Genomic DNA, 1,064 nt, shown 5'->3' with positions numbered 1-1,064 from the left:
GACGTCGACAGACTACGAGGTTATCTGGATGCCTTTAAGCGTGGTGACCGAATGGAGTTTATCCCTATTATCAAACAAGAGTACTTCGAGCGAGCCATTCCGCTGGCTGAAAAATACCGTTCAGGAGAACTGGTATCAGCGGTTAAGTTTTAATAAAAGCTGCTAGTTGTTCCATTCACATTGTTTGCATGGGAAAGGCAATAAAAACTAGCTGGTTGTCGACCGCCAGCAGCGTGTCACTAACCGGCTCGGATTTTTGCAGGATTACAGTACACTCTCGGCTCAGAGTCTTGTCCAGTATGGTCATGATTACAACGTCAAAGTAATTATCAAGGAGTTTAAATAATGTGTAGCCAGCTTGAAAGCTTAGAAATCGTCTTTAACCATTGCTTGATTGATTCAGAAGCGGTTTTTTTAACAATCTCTCGCACGCTAGAAAATTCCGGCTGTTCCCCCGTTTTTTTTATGGACGATGAGATGGTTGAGAGCAGTCGTTTAAGAAAATTATTAGCGACCAAAAAGGCATGGCCCACTGAAGTAGTTTCTGGTGGTTTGTCTTTTAGGTTTGGCCTTGTAACAGCGCTGGAGCATAGCTTTTTGATTATTGAGGAAATTGAGAAACCGACCTCAGTACCGCTGGAGAATTGGGTAATTCCTTTTTTGCAAATGCCGGCCTTCGTTCAGGCGTGGATTTCTAATAAGGATTATGAATATTGGCAAAACGCAGCTGATTTACTTCAGTACGAAGCTGTAGGGCGCGACCATTCTCAACTACCGAAAAGGTCGAACGGTCTTCCGCCACCTCTCGAACAGATTGAGGTTGATACTTCAAACAACCCTGGTCGATTCGAATTAAAAACGGGTTATATTGAAGCTGTTGGTTCTACGATGTGGCTGAGCAAGGACTTATTATCTGATTTAGGGGCAGATGTTTTGAGTTTGCGTGAAAAAAACATATGTAAAGTCGAGGATTTGGGAAGAGTTCTCAAAATAGAAGCGCAGGAGCACTGTTTTCAAAGTTCAGTAGGCGAAGAGGCGGAGCTCCAAAACCAATTAAGAGAAAA

2 protein-coding genes are annotated in these 1,064 nt (G+C 43.0%); both read left to right on the top strand.

Translation table 11 applies throughout. From position 1 onward, the window contains the following. On the top strand, positions 1-153 hold a 153-nt coding region (locus CWI84_RS11860), incomplete at its 5' end, for a DUF6990 domain-containing protein (RefSeq protein WP_198674524.1). A 192-nt stretch (positions 154-345) separates the two neighbouring features. Continuing rightward, on the top strand, positions 346-1,064 hold a 719-nt coding region (locus tag CWI84_RS11690; RefSeq protein WP_126842774.1), incomplete at its 3' end, for a hypothetical protein.

This window comes from Idiomarina tyrosinivorans (assembly GCF_003987475.1).
Classification (GTDB): Bacteria; Pseudomonadota; Gammaproteobacteria; order Enterobacterales; family Alteromonadaceae; genus Idiomarina; species Idiomarina tyrosinivorans.
Note: the sequence above shows the minus strand (reverse complement) of the source record. Positions and strands in the feature narration are given on the sequence as shown.